We start from the raw sequence: 20159 nt of genomic DNA on the forward strand, positions 1-20159 counted from the left end.
CAGGCTCGCTTACAGCGCGGCGTGCCATTGCGCAATCGCTGCGCCCACCTTAGCCATCACCTCGTCGCTTTGCGCGGTCGTGCGCTCGCCGCCGGTCAGGTAGGCGGTGATGATCAGGCCTTCCGAGGCCGCATGGGGCCAGGCGATCAGGCAGTCGTTGGCGGTGCTGTGGGCACCGGCACCGGTCTTGCCGCCCACGCGCCACTCCGATGGCAGGCCCGCGCGCACGCGCTTGTCGCCGGTGCGGCTGTCGCTCAGCCATTGCTGCAGCATCGCGCGGCCATAGCCCTTGAGCACATCGCCCAGCAGCAGTGCCTGCAGGGTCGCCTGCATCGCACGCGGCGTCGTGGTGTCGCGCGGGTCGCCGGGCTCGGCCGTGTTGAGCAGGGGCTCGATGCGGTCCAGGCGTGTCGCCTTGTCGCCCAGGGTGCGCAGCCAGGCCGTCAAGGCTTCGGGCCCGCCGCTGGCGCGCAGCAGCAGGTTGGCGGCGACGTTGTCGCTCAGCACCACAATCGCCTCGCTCAGCTCCAGCAGGCTGATGCCGCCAGGCTGGTCCTTGTACTTTTCCGTCACCGGCGCATAGGGCACCATGTCGGCCGAGGTCACCAGCACCTGCTGGCCCAGGTCGAGCGCACCGGTCTGCCCCAGGTACAGCACATGGGCGGCCAGCAAGGTCTTGAAGGTGCTGCACATCGGAAAGCGTTCATCGCTGCGGTAGCCGGCCTCGCCACCGGTCTCGGCATCGAACGCATAAACGCCCAGGCGGCCACCGCTCTGGGCTTCAATCAGGGTCAGCGCCTTGTGCAGCGCACGGTCGGCGCGGGGATGGGCAGACTGGCGGGATGCGCATCCGGCCAGGCCAAAAACGGAGCCGCTACCCATGACCAGGGTGGCGGCTACAAAGTGGCGTCGTTGCATGGTTTTGCTCGCTGAAGGGGGCCACGGCTGTGGCGATCCACCAAGCATACCTTGGCCCCAAGCCTGCGCCAGGCGATGGCGCAAGCTTTGCTGCGGCAGCGCAACAGCCTAGGCCTTTTCGATCTTCAGAGCGACCTCGTCGAGCAGCGCAGCGATCTTGTCGATCTGCTCGGCCGATAGTGCCGTCTCGCCGTCGCCGGCCATCTTCAGGCGCAGGGCCATCTTGAAGTTCTCGATCGCGCGCACCAGCTGCGGCGGGCGCTGGCGGGCATCGCGGTCCTTGCCGCGCGCCAGACGCGTCAGCAGCAGCTGCAGTGCATCGGCTTGCTCGGCCAGGGCCTGCTCGCCTTCGGCAGTGATGGTGTAGCGCTTGCGGCCGCCTTCGGATTCGCTGGCCGTTGCATGGCCCATGTCTACCAGGTAGCTCAAGGTGGGGTAGATCGTGCCGGGGCTGGGCTGGTAGTCGCCGCCGACCAGCTCGCCCACGGCGCGGATCACGTCGTAGCCATGGCTGGGTTGCTGGCCAATCAAATGCAGCGCCAGCAGCTTGAGGCCGCCAGCCTCGAACATGCGCTCACGCTTGTGCGCCAGGTGGCGCGCAGCGTCCGGCCCATGGCCATGGCCGTGCGGGCCGTGGCCGGGTCCATCGCCATGGTGGCGCGGCCCACGGCCAGGGCCGCCCTCGTCGCCCATATGGCGGCCACGGGGGCTGTGCAGGTGGTGGTGGTGATGAAAGTGGTGATGGGGATGTGGCATCTGTGTTCCTTTACTAAGATGCATCTAAGATATATCTTTCAATCAAAGATTTCAAGCCGGTTTTTGTAAAGATATATCTTTACTGCCGTTGCCGACAGCGCCACACAGACCGCGCGTCAACGAAAAATATATAAAACACATACAATTCGAATATGTTTTATAGAGGATAGCCATGGGCATCGTCAAAATTTCCGACCCGATGCATGAAAACCTGCGGGTCGCGGGCGCGGCGCTGAGCCGTTCGATCAATGCGCAGGCCGAGCACTGGATGCGGGTGGGTGGGCATGCTCGCCGAGATGTACCCTGATCTGGACCACCGCGCGATCTGCCAGGTGCTGGTGCAGGCGGAGCTGGACGGCGGCCTGGATATCCATTCGCTGGTGGCCAAGGCAAGGATGGCGGCATGACGCAGCGCATCACGCCTGTGCATACGGCCAGCGAGCTGGCCAGTGCGCGCCAGGCGGCGCAGCTGGCGGCCGAGGTGCTGGAGATGATTGCGCCCCATGTGGTGCCGGGGGTCAGCACCGCGGCGCTCGATGCCATCTGCCACGACTACATCGTGAACGTGCAAAAGGCGGTGCCGGCCAATCTGGGTTACCAGGGCTACCCCAAGACCATCCTCACCTCGGTGAACCATGTCGTCTGCCACGGCATTCCGTCCGAGGACCGGGTGCTGAGAAAGGGCGATATCGTCAACATCGATGTGGCGGTCATCAAGGATGGCTGGTTTGGCGACACCAGCCGCATGTACTTAGTCGGCACGCCCAGCATTCTGGCCAAGCGCCTGGTCGAGACCACCTACGAGGCGCTGCGTGCCGGCATTGCCCAGGTGCGGCCGGGCGCCACCCTGGGCGATATCGGCCATGCGATCGAGACGGTGGCCAAGGGCGCGGGCTTTGGTGTGGTGCGCGAGTTCTGCGGCCATGGCATTGGCCAGACCTACCACGATGCCCCGAATGTGCTGCACTACGGCAACCCGGGCGAGGGCCTGGTGCTGGAGCCCGGCATGCTGTTCACGATCGAGCCCATGCTCAATGCCGGCAAGCGCCAGGTCAAGACCTTGGCCGATGGCTGGACCGTCGTGACCCAGGACCATTCGCTGTCGGCGCAGTGGGAGCACATGGTGGCGGTGACGCCCGATGGCCATGAGGTGCTGACGGCCTGGCCCAACGGCACCGGCAGCTACGCACCGGTCTGAGAGTCGCTAACACAACCCTTGATACGTCGTTGCCTGGCCGGCCGCGCCAAGCCTTGTCGTACTACTGTACTGCCTGCGGCTCGGCGCCTAGTCGGGGACGCCTAGTCTCAACCGCAAACCTTCGGTTTGCTGGGTTGTGTTAGCGACTCTAAACCTCAGTTCGCTTGGTCGGCCTCAGCAGTGGGCCGTGGATCGATATCGACCACCAGCCGCTCCGGCTCGACGAGCGCATCGAGGTGCTTGCAGGCCCATTTGCTGTGGCCATCGATGCCGGCCACCGTGTGGCCGTCGGCGATCACGTCGCCCTGCTCGACCAGGTAGACGCTGGTATTGAACACAAAGCGCGAGACTTCGGCAGGGTCCAACTCGGAGAACAGCAGCTGCACATCGGGCACGCCAAAGGTGGCGCCGCCCAGGCTGTCCATCAGCATCTCGCCGGGGCGGTTGCTGATGTTGAAAAAGCGCACATTGACGACGCCGTAGTAGACAAAGCCCTCGGCATGGGCCTGCAGGTAGCGCTGCGGGTTCAGCAGGCAGCCGGCATTGGTCTGGCTGATCGCCGTGACGCCCCCGTTCTCGATCAGCACATGCATGACCGCTTGCAGAATCTCCAGCCGCTCGGGCACTGAAAGACCTCTACCCATGAACTCGCTCACGAGCACGCAGTGCTGGCACTGGGCCAATGCGCTTTCTTTCTCGGGCCAGTCCCAGGTCTGCTCCAGCGCACTGGCGTAGTCCGTGGGGTCCATAGCCTCACCTGCGCGGATAATCGCGATCTCGCTGGGCACCCCTTTTTTGTCGCTGTAGTCCACGCAGTAGTCGCGCAGCGCCAGCAAGATGGTGTCGCCGTCTGCGACCAGATCTACCGCGCCCAGGCGCTCTGCCAGTGCGGCGCGCAGGGTTTCGCCATCCAGCATTGCCGGCTGGGCGTACAGCGCTTCAAAGGCCCACATATCGGGGGCCATGCGGAGCTCGGAATCGGGGGGTGCCATGGTGCGCTCTCGGGCAGTGGAGAAAGCCGCATCTTGCCATGGCTACGCGAGGTCCGGCTTACGCAAGCTTTACCTGCGCGGCCTAAGATGGCGCCATCCCGTGGGAGCAAAAAATGGACAACAGCGATCTGGAATATGTAGGCTTTTGGGCGCGCGTCGGTGCGGCCCTGATCGACACCGTGGTGTTGCTCGTCATCATCACCCCGGCCCTAGTGGCCATCTATGGCGGGGAGTACTTCATGGCGGAAGGCCTGGTGCAGGGCCCGGCCGATGTGCTGATCAGCTGGGTGCTGCCCGCTGTGGCCTGCATCTGGCTGTGGCACAAGCTGCGGGCCACACCAGGCAAGATGCTGATTGGGGCCGAGATTGTGGATGCCGGGACCGGCGAGGCGATGAGCCTGGGCCAATCTGTCGTCCGCTACCTCGGCTATTTTGTGTCCATCATCCCGCTCTGCCTGGGCCTCATCTGGGTGGCCTTTGACCCGCGCAAGCAGGGCTGGCACGACAAGATCGCGGGCACCGTGGTGGTGCGCCGCAAGGGTGGGCGCACCCAGCCCGTGCAGTTCAAGGGATCGCCGCGCGACCCCGACTGAACTGCAACTGGGGCCAGCCCCTGGTCTTAATCCAGGTGGGTCAGCAGGTGCAGCCAGAAGCGCGCCCGCATCTCTAGAGTCGACACCAGGATGTGCTCGTACACCGTGTGGGCGCCGTCGCCGTCGGCACCCAGGCCGTCCAGCGATGGCACGCCCATGGCCGAGGTGAAGTTGGCATCGCTGCCGCCGCCGGTAGGGGGCGCTTCTTCCAGTGCAAAGCCGGCCTCGCGGGCCGATTGCTGGGCCTTGGCCAGCAGCGCTTCGGCGCGCGCGTCCTTGACCATTGGCGGGCGGTTCACCTCTACATCGATATCCAGCGCCAGGCCTTCGCCGACAGGGCGCAGTGCGCGCATCTTGCCCACCAGCTCATCGGCAGCCTGCAGATCGGGCAGGCGGAAATCGACCACGCACTTGCAGAAGGCGGGCACGGTGTTGGTGGTGGTGCCGCCTTCGATGGTGCCCACGCTCACGGTCACGCCGCGCTGGTAGTCGGTCATCGCTTCCAGCGCCAGGATCTGGTGCGCCATTTCGCGGATCGCGCTGCGGCCCTTGTCATGGGCGACGCCGGCGTGCGATGCCAGGCCCTTGACGCCCAGGCGCAGCATGCCGGTGCCCTTGCGCGCGGTCACGCAGCGGCCACCGTTGGCGCGTGCGGGCTCGGCCACCAGGCAGTAGCGGGCATGGCGGGCAAAGGCCTCGATGTGCTTGCGCGATGCGTGGCTGCCGGTCTCCTCGTCGGGCACGATCAGCAGGTCCACCGGCAGCGGGGTGCTACCCGGCGTGGCCACCGCGCTCAGTGCGGTCAGCGCCAGGTAGATGCCGGCCTTCATGTCGTAGCCGCCGGGGCCGTAGAGGCGGTCGCCTTCGATGCGGATCGGGTTGTCGGCCAGCATGCCGATGGGGTGCACGGTGTCCGCGTGGCCCAGGATCAGCAGGCCTTCACGGGTATCGCCCTCGGCGCGGTTGGTGATGTGCAGCACGGGCAGCACCGGGCCGGGCGCATGCTTGCCCTCGGCCTGGGTCTCGATCACCGTGGCACGCAGGCCCGCCGCTGCGGCCTGGGCGCGCATCATCTCGACCATGCGGGCGATCGATGCGGGGTTGTTCGATGGCGATTCGCAGCGCATCCATTCCGAGATGCCGTCCACCAGTTGTTGCGTTGTTGCTTGCATCCTTGTTCCTTGGGTCTTGTCGAAAAGTGATCGTTGGGAGTCAGGCGGTCACGCGGCCGGCCCAGGGGGCCAGCCAGTCCGCATCGGGCATGCGCCCTTCAAACCAGAGATGGGCGCAGACATGGCTCATGGCCTCGCCATCGTGGCCGATGCCTGCGACCTCATGCAGCTGCCAGGCCAGCGGCATGCCCAGCCGGGCCGCTGCCTGCAGGCCGGCAGCGTAGTAGTGGCGGGCACGGGCAAAGCGGTGCGGGCCCTGGCGCAGCGCGGCGGGCTCGGCCGGCAGGTTGGGGTCCTGGGTATCGGTGTCGCGGTCGCCCGCCAAAATGACCAGCGGGGTGCGCAGCAGCCGGGACAGCGCCCCATCGGCCAGGCCAATGCCGGCCAGGCCTTGCGGAAAGTCGTGCTGGGCATCGGGCAAGGTGTACCAGCCCGGGTTGCCCGCCGCCACGCCGGCAAAACCGTCGGCGCCCAGGGTGCTGACCAGGCGGTGCACAAACTGGCCGCCGGCCGAATGGCCAAACAGGTAGAGCGGCTGCTGCTGCACCACCCCGGCATCGCGCAGCTGCTGGGCCAGGTTCACTACCGCCTGGTAGGCCCAGTAGTCACGCGGCTGCAGGTCGCCCTCTTCGCTCCAGACGCTGCCGTTGTTGTAGCTCTCCACCCCCGGCCAGTGCGCGTTGCCAAAGGTCGGCGCGATGATCTGCAGGCCATAGCGGTCCGCAGCGGGCATCCAGAAATCGCGGTAGTCGTCGCCATTGCGCAGCACGCCGTGCTGCACCAGCACCACCGGCGCATCGGCGGCCACGCCTTCGGGGCGGTAGCAGTTCAGGGTGATCGGCAGATAGAGCGCGCCGTCACCGGCTTGCCAGTCGATGGCAAAACGGCCGTGCTGCCGGGTAAAACGTTGCCAGTCCATGCGGTGGTGTTCCTTGTAGCCGTCCAGGCGGTCAGTCCAACAAATGGCAGGCGGTCACATGGCCGGCTGCCGTCTCGCGCAGGCGTGGCACTTCCTGCTTGCAGCGCTCCATCGCATGCGGGCAGCGCGGGTGGAAGGTGCAGCCCGAGGGCGGGTTCAGCGGCGAAGGGATCTCGCCCTTGATCGGCGTGAACACGCGCTTGCGCCGGCCCACATCGGGCACCTCGGCCAGCAGCGCCTGGGTGTAGGGGTGCTGGGCCTGGCCAAAGATCTCGGCGGTGGGCGCCATCTCGACGATCTTGCCCAGGTACATGATGGCCACCTTGTCGGAGATGTGGCGCACCACGCCCAGGTCATGGCTGATGAACAGGTAGGTCAGGCCGCGCTGGGCGCGCAGGTCCATGAACAGGTTGATCACCTGCGCCTGGATGGACACATCGAGTGCGGCCACCGGCTCGTCGCAGACCAGGAACTCCGGCGTCACCATCAGCGCGCGGGCAATGCCGATGCGCTGGCGCTGGCCGCCCGATATCTGGTGCGGCAGGCGGGCGCGGTACTCGCTGGCCAGGCCCACTTCGGCCAGCGCGGCATCGACCTTTGCGGGCACCTCGGCCGCAGGGGCCAGCTTGTGCACATGCAGTGCCTCGCCCAGAATCTGGTGCAGCTTCTGGCGCGGGTTGAGCGAGGCCTGCGGGTCCTGGAACACTATTTGCACGCCCAGGGTGAAGGCCAGCTTGTCCTGGCCGCCCAGCTGGCTCACATCCTGGCCCTGGTAAAGCAGCTGGCCTTCGGTCGCAGGGTGCAGGCCGGCCACAACGCGGCCCAAGGTGGACTTGCCGCAACCGGATTCGCCCACCAGGCCCAGCACCTCGCCCTTGGCGATCTGCAGGTTGACGCCGTTGACGGCATGCACGGTGCGCGTCTGCGCGGGCTGCCGGGCGACGGCGCCGACGATTTTCTGCAGCAGATCGGGCGCGCTGACAAAGCGCTTGTGCACGTCGCGCAGTTCAATCACAGGGGGGGTCATCGCGGTCATGCGGCAGGTGCCTCCAGCGGTACAAAGCAGCGGAATGCGCGGCCGGGAATGGTAGTGACGGGGGGCTGCTCATCAACGCAACGCGGGGTGGCGCGGCCGCAGCGCGGCGCAAAGGCGCAGCCGGGCACGCGGCCCGACAGGCTGGGCGCCATGCCGTTGATCTGCGTCAGGCGCTCGCCTGGCGTGGCCTGGGCGGGCAGCGAGTTGAGCAGGCCCTGGGTGTAGGGGTGGCGCGGGGCATCCAGCACCTCGGCAACGGTGCCGGTCTCGACAATGCGGCCGCCATACATCACGGCCACCCGGTCGGCCAGCTCGGCGATCACGCCCAGGTCGTGGGTGATCCAGATCAGCGCCGTGCCCTGGGCCTGGCAGATCTGCTGCATGCGGTAGAGGATCTGGCCCTGGATGGTGACATCCAGCGCCGTCGTGGGCTCGTCGCAGATGATCAGGTCGGGGCGGTTGAGCATCGCAATCGCAATCGCCACGCGCTGGCGCATGCCGCCCGAGAACTCATGCGGGTAGCTGCGCAGGCGCTTCTCCGGCGCGGGGATGCCGACCATCGCCAGCGCCTCCACGCAGCGCTGCAGCGCCTGCGCCTTGGGCAGCTTCTGGTGCGCGTCGATGGCCTCGAGCATCTGCTCTTCGATGCGCAGCACCGGGTTGAGCGTCATCAGCGGATCCTGGAAGATCATCGCGATGCGGTCGCCGCGCAGCTGGCGCATGGACTCGGCCGACAGCGCGCGCAGGTCCTGGCCCTTGAACAGCACCTTGCCCTGGGTGACTTCGCCGGGGGCATCGATCATGCCGAAGATGGAGAAGCCGGTGACCGACTTGCCCGAGCCGGATTCACCGACCAGGCCCAGGATTTCACCCGCCTCCAGGCGGATATCGATGTCGCTGACGGCGGGCCATGCGCCCTCTTCGGTGTGGAACACCGTCTGCAGATCTTGTACTTCAAGCAAAGGGATCGTCATTACTTCCTCGGGTCCAGAGCTTCACGCAGGCGGTCGCCGATCAGGTTGATCGACAGGATCAGGGCCAGCAGCGCCAGGCCGGGGAACATGCTGATCCAGTAGTCACCCGACATCAGGTACTGAAAGCCGTTGGCAATCAGCAGACCCAGCGAGGGCTCGGTGATCGGCACCCCCACGCCCAGGAAGGACAGGGTGGCTTCGAGCACGATGGCATTGGCAATCTGGATGGTGGCAAACACCATCACCGGGCCCATGCAGTTGGGCAGCAGGTGGCGCGTCATGATGCGCCAGCCGGGGAAGCCCAGGTTCTTGGCCGCCTCGATGTATTCCTTCTTGCGCTCCTGCAGGGCACGGCCGCGCATGATGCGCGCGTAATGCGCCCACTGCACCATCACGATGGCAATCACCACCTTGTCCACGCCCCGGCCCAGAATGGCCAGCAGCACCAGCGCCACCAGGATGGTGGGAAAGCCGAGGATGAAGTCGACGATGCGCATCAGCACCGTATCGACCCAGCCGCCAAAATAGGCGGCGACCAGGCCCACCAGGCTGCCGATGATGGTGGCGAGCACCACGGCGCTCAGGCCCACCATCAGGCTGATGCGCAGGCCATGCAGAATGGCCGAGAGCATGTCGCGGCCCTGGTCGTCGGTACCCAGCCAGTAGGTCATGCCCGAAGCGGCTTCGGACATCGGCTTGAGGCGGCCGTCCATCAGGTCGAGCGCGCCCAGGTCATAGGGGTTTTGCGGCGACAGAAACGGCGCCAGCAGCACCACGGCCAGCAGCAGCACGAGGGCAATCACCGCGCCCTTGACGGAGGGCTTGCTGCGCAGTTTCTTCAGAATGGCACGCCGCTGGGGCGTGTCTTGCAGGGGCTGGGCCCGCTTGCTGGGATCGATGGTCATCAGGGATTTGTCGGGCTGCATCATGGGGCCTCCTGCAGCTGTACGCGCGGATCCAGCACGGCATAGGCCAGGTCCACCAGGAGGTTGATCATCACGAAGATGAAGGTGACCAGCATCACATAGGCCACCACCACCGGGCGGTCGAGCTTGTAGATGCTGTCAATCAAAAGCTTGCCCATTCCGGGCCAGGCGAAGACGGTCTCGGTGATAGTCGAGTAGGCGATCAGGGTGCCGAACTCCATGCCGATCACGGTGACCACGGGGATCAGGATGTTGCGCAGGATGTGGCGGGTCAGGATGCGGCGCTCGCTGATGCCCTTGGCGCGCGCGAACTTCACATACTCCTGGGTCTTGGCCTCCATCACGCCGGTGGCCGTAAGCCGCAGCACCAGCGCGATATTGCCCAGCGCCAGGTTGATGGCCGGCAGCATCACATGGCTCCAGCCATCGGCGGTGAACAGCGACAGCGGCACACCCAGCACATTCACCGTGTCACCCCGGCCCGACGACGGCAGCCATTGCAACCAGACGGCGAACATCAATATCAGCATCATGCCCTGCCAGAAGTTGGGCAACGAAAAGCCCAGCACCGAGCCGCCCATCAGGCTGCGGCCCAGTGGCTTGTCGTTGAAGAGGCCGGCCACCAGGCCCAGCGGAATGCCGATCAGGCAGGTCAGGCCAATGGCCACCACGACCAGCTCGAAAGTGGCCGGAAAGCGCTGCACGATCAGTTCGATCGCAGGAATGCCATGCACAAACGAGGTGCCCAGGTCACCCTGGAAGGCGCGGGTCAGAAAACTCCAGTACTGCAGCCAGACCGGCAGGTCCAGGCCCAGGCGCTGGATCATCGCCTGGCGGTCTGCATCGCTGGCCTCGGCGCTCACCAGCAGCTCGATGGGGTCGCCCACCGCGTAGACCGCCATGAACACCACCAGCGAGACCGCCAGCAGCACCAGAAAACTTTGCACCATGCGGCGCAGGATATAGACGATCACATTACGTCCTCAAAATTAGAATGCCATGCGCTGTCACCTGCATGGTTGTCGCCCTCTGTGGAGTCTTTTCATCGGGGGCGTACAAAATCACAAAGCCCGCATGGCCCCACCACTGGAGCTGGATGCGGGCCATGCCAGGGACCGGGCCTTGCGTTGCGCCCGGTGTGGCATCAGCTTGCTATTTCGGTTTGACCGACATGGCCAGCGTGTACTGGTCGCGTCGGCCTTCGTAGCTCAACCCTTTCTTGAATGCCCAGATGCTGCTCTCGAAGTGCAGCGGAATCAGCGGTACGTTGGCCAGCGCAATCTGCGTGGCCTGCTGGTAGGCGGCCTTGCGTGCGTTCGCGTCCATCTGCGACATCGCCGGCACAAACACCTGGTCAAACGCGGGCAGGCTAAAGCCGCCGTAGTTGCTGGTGCCCAGGCCCTTGTCCTTGTCGGTGGTGGCCACCCAGTACTGGAACAGGCCCGAGGCCTCACCGTTCTCCGAGGGCCAGCCGCCGATCGCGAAACTGAACTCACGCTTGGCGCGCTTGGGGAAATAGATGGCTGCCGCCTGCGCATCCACCGTGGTCTTGATGCCGATCCGCGTCAGGTACTGGGCCACCGCCTGCGCAATCTGGCCGTCGTTGATATAGCGGTCATTGGTGGTGGTCAGGGTCAGCTCGAAGCCTTGCGGGTAGCCGGCCTCGGCCAGCAGCTTCTTGGCGCCTTCGGGATCGAACTTGATCTCGGTCGGCTGGTCGAGGCTGCCGAACATGCCGGTGGGCATGTACTGGTTGGCGACGGTGGCCATGCCATCCATCAGCCGCTGCACGATCGCCTTGCGGTCAATGGCCATGTTGATGGCCTGGCGCACACGCAGGTCCTGCAGCGGGTTCTTGCCATCGGCGGCCTTGGCAAACGGGCTTTGCGCGCGGCCCGCGTCCGGCTGGAAGAAGACCAGCCGGGTCGATGGCGTGGCAACAAAGTCGAGCTTGCTGTTGTCCTTGATGCGCGGCAGGTCGCGCGCAGCGGGGCTTTCGATGATGTCGTAGTCGCCGGACATCAGGCCTGTCAGGCGCGGGCCGGCATTGGGCACGGGCACCATCTTCACCGTCTTCCAGTGCGGTTTGCTGCCCCAGTAGCCTTCATTGCGCTCCAACTCGATGCCAGTGCCCTTGACATAGGACTTGAGCTTGTACGGACCCGTGCCGATGGACAGCTTGCCGGTGTTGAAATCAGCCACCGTGGGCCAGGGCGAGGTGACGCCGCAGCCTTCCTTGGGCGCAAAGCGCAGCTTGTCGAACTTGGCGATGCCGCTCCAGATGATGGGCAGCGAACGCGCCAGCTCATTGGGCATCGTCGGGATGGGCCGCTCGCTCTTGATGATGACGGTGTAGTCATCGGGCGTCTGCACATCGCTGAAGCTCTGGGCCGGCTCCATGTAGGAGCGCGAAACATTGGTCTCGTTGTTCAGCACGCGGCACAAGGTGAACAGCACATCCTTGGAGGTGAAGGGCTCGCCATTGGAGAACTTCACACCCTGGCGCAGTTTCAGCTCCCAGGTGTTGTCATCGATGGCGCGCCAGGACTGGGCCAGGCCCGGGACCAGCTCCATCTGCGCATTGCGGTTGATCAGCGACTCGAAGACATGGGCCGAGAACGCGTCGTTGGTGGTGACCTTGTGGTAATGCGGGTCAGCGGCGGTGGGCTCGGAAGCGAGACCGATGGTCAGCGACTGGGCGGCGGCCATGCCCGCAGGCAGGGCCAACGCAGCCAGGCTGGCCAGCGACAAGGGTGTGCGGCGCGAGATCTTCTTGATAGACACAGGTCGTTCCTCCTTGGTGAAAAGCCTCTGCGGTCAGGCCATGCAAATGCCATGCCACAGCAACCCATCCGATCCACAGGCCGGGGACTGCGCCCCCGGCTGCTTCAGCGCCCTCTTACTTCGCCGGCTTGACCGACGTTGCCAGCGTGTACTGGTCGCGGCGGCCTTCGTAGCTCAGCTCTTTCTTGAAGGCCCAGATGCTGCTTTCAAAGTGCAGCGGGATCAGCGGCACGTTGTCCAGCGCGATCTGCGTGGCCTGCTCCAGCATGGCCTTGCGCTTGACCGGATCCACCGTTTTGGCAGCCGGAATGTAGACCTTGTCGAACTCGGCATTGCTGAACGCACCGTAGTTGCTGGTGCCCAGGCCCTTGGGCGAATCGGTGCTGGCCACCCACAGCTGGAACAGGCCCGAGGCCTCGCCGTTCTCCGAAGGCCAGCCGCCGATGGGGAAGCTGAACTCACGCTTGGCGCGCTTGGGGAAGTAGATCGACGCGGTCATCGCATCGACCTTGGTCTTGATGCCGATGCGGGTCAGGTACTGCGCGACCGCTTGCGCAATCTGCGCATCGTTCATGTAGCGGTCGTTCGTCGACGACAGGGTCATCTCGAAGCCGTTGGGGTAGCCGGCTTCGGCCAGCAGCTTCTTAGCGCCTTCGGGGTCGAACTTGATCTCGGGGGCCTTCACGCTGCCAAACATGCCATCGGGCATGTACTGGTAGGCGGGGGTGGCCATGCCGTCCATCAGGCGCTGCACGATGGCCTTGCGGTCGATCGCCATGTTGATGGCCTTGCGCACGCGCAGGTCCTGCAGCGGGTTCTTGCCATCGGGGGCGGTCACGAACGGCGACTTGTCGCGGCCGATATCGGGCTGGAAGAACACCAGGCGGGTCGACGGCGTGGCAACAAAGGCCAGCTTCTTGTCGTCCTTGATGCGGGCCAGGTCGCGGGCGGCCGGGTTCTCGATCAGGTCGTAGTCACCGGACATCAGACCCGTCAGGCGCGGGCCCGCATTGGGCACGGCCACCATCTTGACGGTCTGCCAGGCAGGCTTGGCGCCCCAGTAGCCGTCATTGCGCTCCAGGTTGATGGCATTGCCCTTCACATAGGACTTGAGCTTGAACGGGCCGGTGCCGATGGCCATCTTGCCGCTGTTGAAATCGGCCACCGTGGGCCAGGGGCCCTTGTAGCCGCAGCCTTCCTTGGGCGCGAACCTGAGCTTGTCGTGCTTGACGATGCTGCTGGAGATGATGGGCAGGTTGCGTGCAAATTCGGCCGGGATCAGCGGCACCGGCTCGGCGGTCTTGACGATCACCGTCAGGTCATCGGGGGTCTGCACATCGGTGATCAGCTTGGTCGTATCCATGTACGACTGCGAGACATTGGTCTCGTTGTTCAACGTGCGGCAGATGGTGAACAGCACGTCCTGCGACGTGAAAGGCGCGCCGTTGGAGAACTTCACATCCTTGCGCAGCTTGAACTCCCAGGTCAGGTCGTCCAGGTTCTTCCACGAGGTGGCCAGCGACGGCACCAGCTCCATGCTCGCGGTACGGCCCACCAGCGAGTCATAGACATGCGCCGAGAACGAGTCGTTCGTCGTCATCTTGTGGTAGTGGGGATCGGCCGCTGTCGGCTCGGAGGCCAGGGCGATGGTCAGGTGTTGGGCGTGGGCTGCGCCAATGAGCGAGGCACCCACCAGCGCCAGGGCGCGCTTGTTCAATGCGAAATTCATGTCTGTCCTTGGGATCTTGGCTAGCACTGCCCGCAGGCAGCGCTTTCGAGCCGGAAGGCAGGACGATGGCGCACCCGCGTGCGCCATCGTCCGCAGCCGGAAAGCCTGCGAATTCTCACACGAAAATTACATCGACTCACGCGCACGCAGACTGCGAAAAGTGGGCATTTACCCCAATAAAACAAGGAGATGGGAATTAATCAAAGCTTATTGTTCGTGCAACACACAATGTTATGCAAGCTGCGCAACAATGCGATCCCTGTGGGTGGGAAAATCCAGCACAGCGCCCGGCCTCCGATAGGTACGATGCGCTCCACCCGACCTCTGCCAATACGCTTTCCACTCCCTATGCGCCGCCGCCTTTTTCTGGCCTCCAGCCTGCTCGCCGCCAGCCTGCTGGCCGCCTGCTCCTTGCTTGCCCCTCCGAGCTACACGCTGTCTGCCGCCGAGCTGCAGACCATTGTGGCCAAGTCCTTCCCCCGCTCCTATCCGTTGCTCGGCCTGTTGCAGCTCGATGTGCAGGCGCCCAGCCTGCAGCTGCTGCCCGAGACCAACCGCATCCAGGCGACGATGCGCGCCGAGATGTCGGGCAAGGTGCTGCCCCACCGGCTCGATGGCACGATGGTGCTGGATTTTGCACTGCGCTACTCGCCCGCCGACCACAGCCTGCGCGCCACCCAGGTGCAGGTCCAGTCGCTGCAGATGAACGGCCTGCCCGAGGCCATGCAAGCGATGCTGCATGCCTATGCGCCCCGCGCAGCCGAGCATGCGATGGAGGATGTGGTCGTGCACACCTTGCGCCAGGAAGACCTCGACCGGCTGGACAAGGCGGCCGATCTGCCTGCCACCTTCCAGGTCACCGCCGAAGGCCTGCGCATCGAATTTGTGAAGCCCCAGGACGCGAAGTAGGCCGACAGGTCCGCGCACAATCTGCTTTATGCTGCTGGCAGGGCGCACACCTGCCAACCGCCTGCCTATCGTCTGGAGATTCCCCCATGAGCACCCTTGCCGATTTCAGTATCACCCGCAAATGGCCGGCCACCCGGCCCGACCTGCTGCAGCTGTATTCGCTGCCCACGCCCAATGGCGTCAAAGTCTCCATCCTGCTCGAAGAGCTGGGCATGCCCTATGAAGTGCACAAGATCAGCTTCGAGAGCAGCGACCAGACCTCGCCCGAGTTTGTCGGCACCTTCCCGAACAACAAGATTCCGGCCATCATCGACCCCAACGGCCCGGGCGGTCAGGCGATTGCACTGTTCGAGTCCGGCGCCATCATGATTTACCTGGCCGAGAAGACCGGCATGTTCCTGCCGCAGGACCCGGTGCTGCGCTACGAGACGCTGCAGTGGCTGATGTTCCAGATGGGCGGCATCGGCCCGATGTTTGGCCAGGTCGGGTTCTTCAACATCTTTGCCGGCAAGGATTTTGAGGACAAGCGCCCGCTGACCCGCTATGTGGACGAATCCAAGCGCCTGCTGACCGTGCTGAACAAGCACCTGGCGGGCAAGGAATGGGTGGCCGGCGATACCTACACGATTGCCGATATGGCCATCTTCCCCTGGATCCGCAACATGATCGTGCGCTACAACGCCGAGGCCCTGATCGGCTGGGGCCAGTACCCCGAAGTCAGCCGCGTGCTCAGCCACTGGCTGCAGCGTCCGGCCGTTCAGCGCGGTCTGCTGATCCCCTGATCTGCTTTGTTTTTAAGCAAAAAAATGCCAGCCCGAGGGCTGGCATTTTGCTTTGCAGGCGGTTGCTTAGACGGCTGCGCTCACGATGATTTCGACCAGCAACTCTGGACGCGCCAGCTTGGCTTCGCAGGTCGCGCGGGTGGGCATGTTGGCCTTGTCGGCCCATTCGCCCCAGACCTGGTTCATGCTGGCGAAGTCCTTGTCGATGTCCTTGAGCCAGATCTGCACGGTCAGCAGGCGCGACTTGCTGGTGCCGGCTTGCTGCAGGTAGCCGTCGATCTTGGCCAGCACGTCGCGGGTCTGGGCGCCAATGTCGCCCGAGATATCGCCCGCAGTCACGCCCGCCACATAGACCACGCCGCCGTGCACAACGATGCGGCTGAGGCGTTCATTGCTGTCGATACGTTGGATGTCGTTGCTCATCATTTACTCCCTGAGATAAAAATACGACCGCCGCGCCGCTAGGCTGCGGTAAAGCGGTCCACACGAAACGCCGAAATCGGCAAGGTGCTGGTGCCCTGGGTCACCAGCTCGGCCACAATGCAGCCGGTAATCGGACTGAGCTCAAAGCCATGGGCAGAGAAGCCAAAGGCGTGCACGAGGTTATCAGCCCCGGCACTCGGGCTGATGACCGGAATCTCGTCGGGCATGAAGCCCTCGATACCGGTCCAGGCCCGTGCAATGCTCACATCGCGCAGATGCGGGAACAGGTCGATCACCGTCTGCGCGCTCTTGGGCATGCGGTTGAGGTCGACCATCGCATGGCGTTGGCTGGCATCGGCCTCGCAGCGCAGGCCGCCACCAATCACCACCGTGCCATTGTCGAACTGCTTGAACGACAGCGGCCGGCCCATCGCGCCCAGCACGGGTTTGACGAAAGGGGCCACGCGCTGGGTCACCATCAGCATCAGGCCGCCCGCCACCATCGGTACCGGGTCGCCCACCTGCGCGGCAAAATCGGCCGCCCAGGCGCCCGCTGTGTTGACCAGCCAGGGCGCATGGAACGCGCCCTGCGCGGTGCTGGCCTGCCACATGCCGCTCTGGTGGTCCACCCGCAGCACCGGCGCCTGCTCGACGATCTGCACGCCCCGTTTTTCTGCCGCCAGGCGGTAGGCCGTGGCCACCTTGTAGGGCAGCGCATAGCCATCGCGGTCGGCCCAGATGCCGCCCACCACATGGGGCGAGATGCTGGGCACCAGCTCGCGCACCTGCTGCTGGTCCACCCATTGCTCATGGAAGAAGCCCAGGCCGTTGAGCATGGCCACGCGTGCCTTGGCCTTGATGGCATCGGCCTCGTTCTCGGCCACCTGCAGCTGGCCCGAGGGCACAAAACCACCGTCGCTGCCGATGATGTCGGCCAGGCCATGCCAGAGCTGCTCGCGCGCGGCCAAGGCCAGCGGAATCTCGGCCACATGGCGGCCCAGGGTGCGCACGCCACCGGCATTGACGCCGGAGGCATGGCGGCCGCAGTACTCGGCCTCCAGCAGGCGCACGCGCAAACCTGCCTTGGCCAGCTGGAAGGCGCTGGAGAGGCCTTGCAGGCCGCCCCCGATCACCAGCACATCGCTGCTGCCCGATGCCGGGCTGGCTATGCAGACCATGTCACACGCCTGCGGCCAGCTGGGCCAGCGACAGCGACTTGAGCGGCGGGCGGATGCGGTAGTAGCCCACGTCCTGCGGCGAGAGCTTCGCTTCCCTGGCGATGATTTCGGTCACCGTCAAACCGCATTGGCGGCCCTGGCAGGGGCCCATGCCGCAGCGGCTGAAGGACTTGGTCTGGTTCGGGCCCACACAGCCCAGCTGCACCTGCTCGCGGATCGCGCCGGCGGTCACCTCTTCGCAGCGGCAGACCACGACCTCGTCGGCCGGGATGCGGAACTCGTCCTTGGGCCGGTACTGCTGGTTCAGGAAGGGGCGGATGCGCAGGTGCTGCGCAATCTGGGCTCGCTGCTGGGCACCGTCTTCGCTCGCACCAAAGCCCAGGCTGTTGGCCACGGCTATGCCGGCCAACGCACCCTGCAGCTCGGCCACCAGCGCGCCGCCAATGCCGGCGCCGTCACCGGCGATATAGATGCCGGGCAGGCTGGTCTGGCCCCAGCCATCGAGCACGGGCACCCAGCACAGCTGTTCATCGTCCCAGCGGTGCTCGGCCCGCAAGGACCAGGACACCTGGGTGTTGGGCACCACACCCTGGTGCAGCAGCACCAGTTCGCAATCGATCTGCTGGGCGCGGCCCGCGCTGCTAAAGCTGACCTGTCGCACTGCATCTTCACCCATGATGCGCAAGCCGCCCACATCCTTGAAGAAGGGAATGCCGGCCGACTTGATCTCGCGCAGCAGGCCCAGGCCCTTGCGCACATAGCCCCAGCCGGCCAGCAGCGACGAGGCATGGCGGATCGCCAAGCGCCAGTCGGTGCCCGCCGAGGTGTCGAGCACCGCGCGGATGTCCACACCGGCGCGCAGGTACTGCGCCGCCAGCAGATAGAGCAAGGGGCCGCAGCCGGCCAGCACCACCGGCACCTGGGGCACGACGGCGGCGTTCTTCAGCAGGATCTGGCCGGCGCCGGCGGTCATCACGCCGGGCAGGGTCCAGCCCGGCACCGGGAAGGGCCGCTCCATCGCGCCGGTGGCGATCACCAGCGACCGGGTCTCGATGCGGATGGTGCGGTCATGGCGCAGCACATGCACGGTCTTGTCGGGGTCGATCTGCCAGACCGATGCGCCCGCCCAGTGCGCCAGGCCACTGGCGCGGACCTGCCCGGCCAGCGATTTGCCGTAGACATAGTCCGCGCCCAGGATGCGCTCGCGCTGGCCATCGGTCTCGGTGATGCTGCGGTAGATCTGGCCGCCCACCTGGGGTTGCTCGTCGAGCAGCAGCACATCGAGGCCGCGCCGCTGGGCCGCCAGCGCGGCGGCCATGCCGGCAGGGCCGGCGCCGATCACGACCAGATCGCGCACCTGGCCGGGCGCGTCGTTCAAAGGGATAACGGGGTTAGACATGCTTGGCCTCCTGCGCGTCCAGCAGGCTGGGCGCCGCCTGCATGGTGGTCACTTCCATGCCGTCTGCGGGGGTGATCAGGCAGGCCTGCTGGTTGGGCCGGCCATTGACACCGACCATGCACTCAAAGCACACGCCCATCATGCAGTACGGCGCGCGGGCGCCCTGGCCCACCGGCGAGACGCGCACCGCGGTGATGCCGGCCGCCAACAGCCCAGCGGCCAGGCTGGCGGCCGGCGACATGCGCACCACGGTGCCGTTGACCAGCACCGACACCGTGCCAGCGGCCCCGGCCTGGTGGCCAGGGAGGTATTTGAAAAGGGCTTTAGATGCCATAGGGTTTCACTTCCGTTTCCGGCGTAAATCGGGTTGCCGGGAATGCCTCGATGGCGGCCGGCCGCAGGCCCGTGGCCACCCAGGGGGCGATGCAAAAGACGTGTTGGGCCGCCAGGGTGACGCCGCTGTGGCAGGTCACGGCAAACGCGCCCGGGTGGCTCTCGGACTCCTGGTACATCGGGAAGCCATCGGGCGACATCACCCGCAGCGCGGCCCAGGTACGCACCACGCGGGCGTTGGCCAGCGCCGGGAAGCACTTGACCGCGCGCGCCGCAATCCTGGCGTTCACCGGCACGCGCACCATGTCGTCAAAGCCCAGCTCTTCCATTGAGTCGCCGATCTGCACCGTACCCTCATCGGTCTGGCGCACATAGTTGGTGGGGTGCGGCAAAAAAGGCTGCACCCGCTCGGTGATGAAGACCTGGCCTTTGTTGGGCCGCACCGGCACGAACATGCCCACCATCGCCGACAGCTGTTGCGTGGCATGGCCGGCGGCAATCACGATGCGCGGCGCCTGCCACACTTGCGCGCCCGCGCTGACATGGAAGATGCCCCCTTCCTGCCGGATCGCACTGACCTGCATGCGGTTGTGGATGCGTGCGCCGTTGGCGATGTTGGCACTGTAGAGCGCGCGCAGCAGCTTCAAGGGGTTGCAGTGGCCGTCCATCGCCGAGTAGGTGGCGCCCGCGACCTCCGGGCCCAGGCCCGGCAGGTGCCGCGCGGCCTCATCGCGGCTCAGCACCGTCGTGCGGTAGCCGGGGTCGCCCACCTCGGACTCCAGCCACTGGAGCTTGGCCACGCGCTGGGCCATCTCTTCCTCGCTCAGGCAGATGTGCAGGCCGCCGGGCTGCATCAGCTCGACGTCGATGCCGGTCTGCGCCTGCAGCTCATCGCGCAGCGCAGGCCACTGGCGGGCCGAGCCAAAGCTCCAGCGGGCGTAGTCCGCCATGCCGTGGCCCTTGCCCTGCACCCAGACCAGGCCGAAATTGCCGCGCGAAGGGCGAATCGTGTCGTCCGCACCATCGAGGACCGTGACCGACAGACCCTGGCGCAGCAGCCCGTAAGCCACGGAACTGCCCACCAGGCCTCCGCCGATCACAATGACATCGCTGCTATGTGTGTTGTTGTTCATTGTTG

20 protein-coding genes and 1 pseudogene are annotated in these 20159 nt (G+C 65.5%); 5 read left to right on the plus strand and 16 right to left on the minus strand.

Annotated features, from left to right (window positions below):
• Window positions 1–9: 9 nt before the first annotated feature.
• Entirely contained in the window at window positions 10–918 is a 909-nt protein-coding gene (gene bla / locus ACCQ08_RS05685) for a class A beta-lactamase (protein WP_239809880.1), read from the minus strand.
• A 108-nt stretch (window positions 919–1026) separates the two neighbouring features.
• A complete protein-coding gene (locus ACCQ08_RS05690) occupies window positions 1027–1674 on the minus strand; it encodes a PadR family transcriptional regulator (protein ID WP_312412098.1) in 648 nt (215 codons plus the stop codon).
• 172 nt (window positions 1675–1846) lie between these two features.
• On the opposite strand from ACCQ08_RS05690, the pseudogene ACCQ08_RS05695 reads away from it, so the two are divergent.
• Window positions 1847–2081: pseudogene (locus ACCQ08_RS05695) on the plus strand (ParD-like family protein).
• Window positions 2078–2872 carry a type I methionyl aminopeptidase gene (gene map / locus ACCQ08_RS05700; protein ID WP_373449168.1) on the plus strand — a complete coding sequence of 265 codons (795 nt, stop codon included), beginning with the start codon at window positions 2078–2080 and terminating at the stop codon, window positions 2870–2872. Before ACCQ08_RS05695 ends, map begins: the two are co-directional and overlap by 4 nt.
• A 155-nt stretch (window positions 2873–3027) precedes the next feature.
• Here map and ACCQ08_RS05705 read toward each other — a convergent pair whose 3' ends face one another.
• Window positions 3028–3864 carry a DUF4261 domain-containing protein gene (locus tag ACCQ08_RS05705; RefSeq protein ID WP_373449169.1) on the minus strand — a complete coding sequence of 279 codons (837 nt, stop codon included), beginning with the start codon at window positions 3862–3864 and terminating at the stop codon, window positions 3028–3030.
• A 113-nt stretch (window positions 3865–3977) separates the two neighbouring features.
• Between ACCQ08_RS05705 and ACCQ08_RS05710 the strand changes: the two genes are divergently transcribed.
• Entirely contained in the window at window positions 3978–4457 is a 480-nt protein-coding gene (locus ACCQ08_RS05710) for an RDD family protein (protein WP_373449170.1), read from the plus strand.
• Window positions 4458–4483: 26 nt separating this feature from the next.
• On the opposite strand, the gene ACCQ08_RS05715 is transcribed toward ACCQ08_RS05710, so the two are convergent.
• From ACCQ08_RS05715 to ACCQ08_RS05750, 8 genes are all read right to left on the minus strand, one after another.
• Window positions 4484–5629 (minus strand): M20 family metallopeptidase, encoded by a 1146-nt coding sequence (locus tag ACCQ08_RS05715; RefSeq protein ID WP_239809885.1) that lies wholly within the window; start codon window positions 5627–5629, stop codon window positions 4484–4486.
• 40 nt (window positions 5630–5669) lie between these two features.
• A complete protein-coding gene (locus tag ACCQ08_RS05720) occupies window positions 5670–6548 on the minus strand; it encodes an alpha/beta hydrolase (protein ID WP_373449171.1) in 879 nt (292 codons plus the stop codon).
• Window positions 6549–6579: 31 nt separating this feature from the next.
• On the minus strand, window positions 6580–7584 hold the full coding sequence (locus ACCQ08_RS05725) for an ABC transporter ATP-binding protein (protein WP_373449172.1): 1005 nt from the start codon (window positions 7582–7584) through the stop codon (window positions 6580–6582).
• Window positions 7581–8558 carry an ABC transporter ATP-binding protein gene (locus tag ACCQ08_RS05730; protein WP_373449173.1) on the minus strand — a complete coding sequence of 326 codons (978 nt, stop codon included), beginning with the start codon at window positions 8556–8558 and terminating at the stop codon, window positions 7581–7583. The genes ACCQ08_RS05725 and ACCQ08_RS05730 overlap by 4 nt, the downstream gene beginning before the upstream one ends.
• Complete coding sequence (locus tag ACCQ08_RS05735) at window positions 8558–9484, minus strand: ABC transporter permease (RefSeq protein WP_239812797.1); 927 nt, start codon at window positions 9482–9484, stop codon at window positions 8558–8560. The genes ACCQ08_RS05730 and ACCQ08_RS05735 overlap by 1 nt, the downstream gene beginning before the upstream one ends.
• Window positions 9484–10458: an ABC transporter permease gene (locus ACCQ08_RS05740; protein WP_239809889.1), complete on the minus strand. Its 975-nt coding sequence runs from the start codon at window positions 10456–10458 to the stop codon at window positions 9484–9486. The genes ACCQ08_RS05735 and ACCQ08_RS05740 overlap by 1 nt, the downstream gene beginning before the upstream one ends.
• Before the next feature lie 178 nt (window positions 10459–10636).
• Window positions 10637–12253, minus strand: coding sequence for an ABC transporter substrate-binding protein (locus ACCQ08_RS05745; RefSeq protein WP_239812798.1), 1617 nt, complete (start codon window positions 12251–12253; stop codon window positions 10637–10639).
• A gap of 130 nt (window positions 12254–12383) precedes the next feature.
• The gene (locus ACCQ08_RS05750; protein WP_312412118.1) at window positions 12384–13997 is read right to left on the minus strand and encodes an ABC transporter substrate-binding protein; all 1614 of its coding nucleotides are present in this window, start codon (window positions 13995–13997) and stop codon (window positions 12384–12386) included.
• A 348-nt stretch (window positions 13998–14345) separates the two neighbouring features.
• Between ACCQ08_RS05750 and ACCQ08_RS05755 the strand changes: the two genes are divergently transcribed.
• Both ACCQ08_RS05755 and ACCQ08_RS05760 read left to right on the plus strand, forming a co-directional pair.
• Window positions 14346–14906: a DUF1439 domain-containing protein gene (locus ACCQ08_RS05755; RefSeq protein WP_373449174.1), complete on the plus strand. Its 561-nt coding sequence runs from the start codon at window positions 14346–14348 to the stop codon at window positions 14904–14906.
• Window positions 14907–14992: 86 nt separating this feature from the next.
• The gene (locus tag ACCQ08_RS05760; RefSeq protein ID WP_239809892.1) at window positions 14993–15688 is read left to right on the plus strand and encodes a glutathione S-transferase N-terminal domain-containing protein; all 696 of its coding nucleotides are present in this window, start codon (window positions 14993–14995) and stop codon (window positions 15686–15688) included.
• A 66-nt stretch (window positions 15689–15754) separates the two neighbouring features.
• On the opposite strand, the gene ACCQ08_RS05765 is transcribed toward ACCQ08_RS05760, so the two are convergent.
• Genes ACCQ08_RS05765 through ACCQ08_RS05785 form a run of 5 tightly spaced genes read right to left on the minus strand, consistent with a single transcriptional unit; the run spans window position 15755 to window position 20154 of the window.
• On the minus strand, window positions 15755–16111 hold the full coding sequence (locus ACCQ08_RS05765; RefSeq protein ID WP_373449175.1) for a RidA family protein: 357 nt from the start codon (window positions 16109–16111) through the stop codon (window positions 15755–15757).
• A 38-nt stretch (window positions 16112–16149) separates the two neighbouring features.
• Window positions 16150–17289: an NAD(P)/FAD-dependent oxidoreductase gene (locus ACCQ08_RS05770; RefSeq protein WP_373449176.1), complete on the minus strand. Its 1140-nt coding sequence runs from the start codon at window positions 17287–17289 to the stop codon at window positions 16150–16152.
• 1 nt (window position 17290) lies between these two features.
• Entirely contained in the window at window positions 17291–18688 is a 1398-nt protein-coding gene (locus ACCQ08_RS05775) for an FAD-dependent oxidoreductase (protein WP_373449177.1), read from the minus strand.
• A complete protein-coding gene (locus ACCQ08_RS05780; protein WP_312412130.1) occupies window positions 18681–19022 on the minus strand; it encodes a (2Fe-2S)-binding protein in 342 nt (113 codons plus the stop codon). The genes ACCQ08_RS05775 and ACCQ08_RS05780 overlap by 8 nt, the downstream gene beginning before the upstream one ends.
• Window positions 19012–20154, minus strand: coding sequence for an NAD(P)/FAD-dependent oxidoreductase (locus ACCQ08_RS05785; RefSeq protein WP_373449178.1), 1143 nt, complete (start codon window positions 20152–20154; stop codon window positions 19012–19014). Before ACCQ08_RS05785 ends, ACCQ08_RS05780 begins: the two co-directional genes overlap by 11 nt.
• Between the last annotated feature and the right edge of the window lie 5 nt (window positions 20155–20159).

The organism is Comamonas sp. SY3 (assembly GCF_041730275.1).
GTDB classification, from domain to species: Bacteria; Pseudomonadota; Gammaproteobacteria; order Burkholderiales; family Burkholderiaceae_C; genus Comamonas; species Comamonas sediminis.

What these genes read in the sequence shown, in the direction of transcription:
- bla (WP_239809880.1), bottom strand. Translation starts at nt 918, where the DNA reads ATGCAACGACGCCACTTTGTAGCCGCCACCCTGGTCATGGGTAGCGGC.
- ACCQ08_RS05690 (WP_312412098.1), bottom strand. Translation starts at nt 1,674, where the DNA reads ATGCCACATCCCCATCACCACTTTCATCACCACCACCACCTGCACAGC.
- map (WP_373449168.1), top strand. Translation starts at nt 2,078, where the DNA reads ATGACGCAGCGCATCACGCCTGTGCATACGGCCAGCGAGCTGGCCAGT.
- ACCQ08_RS05705 (WP_373449169.1), bottom strand. Translation starts at nt 3,864, where the DNA reads ATGGCACCCCCCGATTCCGAGCTCCGCATGGCCCCCGATATGTGGGCC.
- ACCQ08_RS05710 (WP_373449170.1), top strand. Translation starts at nt 3,978, where the DNA reads ATGGACAACAGCGATCTGGAATATGTAGGCTTTTGGGCGCGCGTCGGT.
- ACCQ08_RS05715 (WP_239809885.1), bottom strand. Translation starts at nt 5,629, where the DNA reads ATGCAAGCAACAACGCAACAACTGGTGGACGGCATCTCGGAATGGATG.
- ACCQ08_RS05720 (WP_373449171.1), bottom strand. Translation starts at nt 6,548, where the DNA reads ATGGACTGGCAACGTTTTACCCGGCAGCACGGCCGTTTTGCCATCGAC.
- ACCQ08_RS05725 (WP_373449172.1), bottom strand. Translation starts at nt 7,584, where the DNA reads ATGACCGCGATGACCCCCCCTGTGATTGAACTGCGCGACGTGCACAAG.
- ACCQ08_RS05730 (WP_373449173.1), bottom strand. Translation starts at nt 8,558, where the DNA reads ATGACGATCCCTTTGCTTGAAGTACAAGATCTGCAGACGGTGTTCCAC.
- ACCQ08_RS05735 (WP_239812797.1), bottom strand. Translation starts at nt 9,484, where the DNA reads ATGCAGCCCGACAAATCCCTGATGACCATCGATCCCAGCAAGCGGGCC.
- ACCQ08_RS05750 (WP_312412118.1), bottom strand. Translation starts at nt 13,997, where the DNA reads ATGAATTTCGCATTGAACAAGCGCGCCCTGGCGCTGGTGGGTGCCTCG.
- ACCQ08_RS05755 (WP_373449174.1), top strand. Translation starts at nt 14,346, where the DNA reads ATGCGCCGCCGCCTTTTTCTGGCCTCCAGCCTGCTCGCCGCCAGCCTG.
- ACCQ08_RS05760 (WP_239809892.1), top strand. Translation starts at nt 14,993, where the DNA reads ATGAGCACCCTTGCCGATTTCAGTATCACCCGCAAATGGCCGGCCACC.
- ACCQ08_RS05765 (WP_373449175.1), bottom strand. Translation starts at nt 16,111, where the DNA reads ATGAGCAACGACATCCAACGTATCGACAGCAATGAACGCCTCAGCCGC.
- ACCQ08_RS05770 (WP_373449176.1), bottom strand. Translation starts at nt 17,289, where the DNA reads ATGGTCTGCATAGCCAGCCCGGCATCGGGCAGCAGCGATGTGCTGGTG.
- ACCQ08_RS05775 (WP_373449177.1), bottom strand. Translation starts at nt 18,688, where the DNA reads ATGTCTAACCCCGTTATCCCTTTGAACGACGCGCCCGGCCAGGTGCGC.
- ACCQ08_RS05780 (WP_312412130.1), bottom strand. Translation starts at nt 19,022, where the DNA reads ATGGCATCTAAAGCCCTTTTCAAATACCTCCCTGGCCACCAGGCCGGG.
- ACCQ08_RS05785 (WP_373449178.1), bottom strand. Translation starts at nt 20,154, where the DNA reads ATGAACAACAACACACATAGCAGCGATGTCATTGTGATCGGCGGAGGC.